The 2,703-nt window shown below is 69.7% G+C and carries 3 protein-coding genes; 2 read left to right on the forward strand and 1 reads right to left on the reverse strand.

What is annotated here, in order from left to right; all coding sequences use genetic code 11:
- Positions 1-230: hypothetical protein (locus FKP22_RS32810; RefSeq protein WP_211361599.1), on the forward strand; the 230-nt coding region annotated here is incomplete at its 5' end.
- A 6-nt stretch (positions 231-236) separates the two neighbouring features.
- Here the strand turns inward: FKP22_RS32810 and FKP22_RS26530 are convergent.
- Positions 237-1,982 carry a long-chain fatty acid--CoA ligase gene (locus FKP22_RS26530; protein ID WP_141290922.1) on the reverse strand — a complete coding sequence of 582 codons (1,746 nt, stop codon included), beginning with the start codon at positions 1,980-1,982 and terminating at the stop codon, positions 237-239.
- Positions 1,983-2,250: 268 nt separating this feature from the next.
- Here FKP22_RS26530 and FKP22_RS26535 point away from each other — a divergent pair.
- A partial coding sequence (locus FKP22_RS26535) for a 3'-5' exonuclease (RefSeq protein WP_141290921.1) occupies positions 2,251-2,703 on the forward strand: 453 nt, incomplete at its 3' end.

Here is a 2,703-nt window from a genome sequence, read left to right on the forward strand (position 1 = left end):
AGGCGGTCGACAGCATCGTGTTGCCCTGGGGCGTGCAAAAGCTGCGCGTGGGCGCCAGCCTCGGCCTGGCGATGCTGGACAGCGACACGCTGGACACCGCCGACTGGCTGCACCAGGCCGACATCGCCTGCTACGCCGACAAGGCCGAGCGCAAGCGTGAGGACCGCCAGGACCGTGAAGTCGCCGAGTTGCCGCCACCGCCGACGCTGCGCATCGTCGGCCAGGGCTGAAGCCGCTCAGCGCTTGGTCGCCTCGCCCTCGCGCTCCTGCAACAGCCGCCACATCACCTTGCCCGAACCGCTCTTGGGCAGCGTGTCGACAAACTCGACCACGCGCGGCGCCTTGTAGGCCGCCATGTGCTCGTGCGCCCAGTCGATGATGGCCTGCTCGCTGGTCACGCCCCTGGCCTCGGCCCGCAGCACGATGATGGCCTTGACCGTCTCGCCACGGTAGGCGTCCTTGGCCGAGATCACGCAGGCCTCGGCCACCGCCGGGTGGCGGTACAGCAGCAGCTCCACCTCAGAGGGCCAGACCTTGAAGCCGCTGGCGTTGATCATGCGCTTGAGCCGGTCGGTGATGAAGAAGTAGCCGTCCTCGTCGACCCGGCCCAGGTCGCCGGTGCGGAAGAAGCGCTTGCCGCCCAGCTCGATGAAGGCCGCGCGCGTCGCCTCCGGATGTTTCCAGTAGCCCTTGAAGACCATGGGCCCGTGCGTCACGATCTCGCCGACCTCGCCCTGTGGCAGCAGCGCCAGCGTGTCCGGGTCGATGACCCGCGAATCCACGCCGAAGATCGGCATGCCCAGGCATTGCAGCTTGGAGCGCTCGGGCGGGTTGCCGTGCGAAGGCGCGGCGGTTTCGGTCAGGCCGTAGCCTTCGGAGAACGTGAGCCCGTATTCCTTCAGCAGCCGCTCGGCCACCGCCTGCGGCATGGCCGCGCCGCCGCCGGAGAGGTACACGAGGCTGGACAGGTCGAACTGGTGATGGTTCGGGCTGTTGAACAGGTCGATGATCATCGTCGGGATGCAGGTCCAGTGCGTGATCCTGTATTGCGAGATCAGCCTGCCGGCCAGCTCGCGGTCCCAGCGCGGCAGCAGGACCACCGTGGTGCCGCCATACACCGGTGCCAGCACGTTGTAGAGCATGCCGGTGATGTGGAACATCGGCACCACGCCCAGACTGACCGACTCGGCACCGGCGTAGCCCCAGATGCCGCCGCCGCAGGTGTTGGACATCAGCGTGCGGTGCGTGTGCATGCAGCCCTTGGGCAGGCCGGTGGTGCCCGAGGTGTAGGGCAGCAGCGCCAGGTCGTCTGGCAAGGCGGTGGCTGGCCCGGCCGGGTGCAGGCCGGCACCCAGCGCCTCTTCCCAGCGGTAGGCACCGGCCGGCAGCGGCGGGTCGGCACGCAGCCAGGCTTCGATGGCCGGCAGCGGTGCCAGCGCAGCCGGGATCTGCGCAGGCAGCATGTCCGAATAACGCGTCACCAGCAGGGTCTGCAATTGCTGCTGCGGCGGCAGCGCGGCGTTGGCCTCGGCGACGATGGCCGCGCCGTCGGCACCGCAGATCACCGCCTTGGTGTCCGGGTCGCTGATGTAGTGGCCGAACTCCTCCACCCGGTTCATCGGGTTCACCGGCACCACCACCGCGTCGCAGCGCATCACCGCGTAGAAGGCGATCACGAACTGCGGGCAGTTCTGCAGGAACAGCGCCACGCGGTCGCCCTTGCCAATGCCCTGGGCCTGCAGCCAGCCGGCCAGCGCCTCGGCCTGCTGCTTGAGCTGCCCGTAGCTCAGCGCGTGGCCGAAGAACAGGTTGGCCGCCCGGTTCGGGAAGCGTGCGGCGGTCACTGCCAGGTTGAACCACAGGTTGACCTCGGGCACCACCAGCGACTTGGGCAGGCGCCGCGGCCAGTGCTTCAGGTGCGGCAGCTCGGGCAGGGCCGTGGCCTGCGCCTCGGGGGTGGCGATGGAATCGGCAGTCTTCATGGCGTGTCCATGCGGGAAGTCGAAGAAGCGGAAGATGCGGAAGAAGCGGTGGCGCGGTGCTGAGCCCGCGCGCAGCACACGGGCTGCCGCGATCGGCCCAGCGTAGCGGCGCTGCCGCGGTGCCGCCACCGGGGTCGGCCCGTAGGACTTGTCTCAAGGGCGACAAAGCCCCGCAGCGGGTACGCTTGTTGCACACTGATTTGGCGCACGCACCGCCGGTCCCGTCGCCACCTGGCTTGCCAGGCGTCCTGTGTTGTTGGAGACAAGCATGCCCAGAGCCGGCCCCATCCTCGCCCCGGCGGCCACCGCCGGCCCGGCCGTGAACGCCGTGCCGCTGCCTTGCGTGATCGACGTCGAGGCCTCCGGATTCGGCCGCGGCAGTTACCCGATCGAGGTCGGCTTCGTGCTGCCGGATGGCGAGTCCGTCTGCACCCTGGTGCAGCCCGCGCCGCACTGGCAACACTGGGACGGCGCAGCCGAGCACCTGCACGGCATCACCCGCGACGTGCTGGCGCGGCACGGCAAGCCGCCGCGCGAGGTCGCCGAGCTGCTCAACAGCCGGCTGCGTGGCGCCACCATCTACTGCGACAGCTGGGCCCACGACTACGCCTGGCTGGCCATCCTGTTCGACGAAGCCGGCCTCACGCCCAGCTTCAAGCTGCGCCACCTGCACGAGCTGCTGGACGACCAGGCCGCCGCGCACTGGGACGGCGCATGCGCC

The sequence above is a fragment of the Ideonella azotifigens genome (assembly GCF_006519715.1).
Classification (GTDB): domain Bacteria; phylum Pseudomonadota; class Gammaproteobacteria; order Burkholderiales; family Burkholderiaceae_C; genus Ideonella; species Ideonella azotifigens.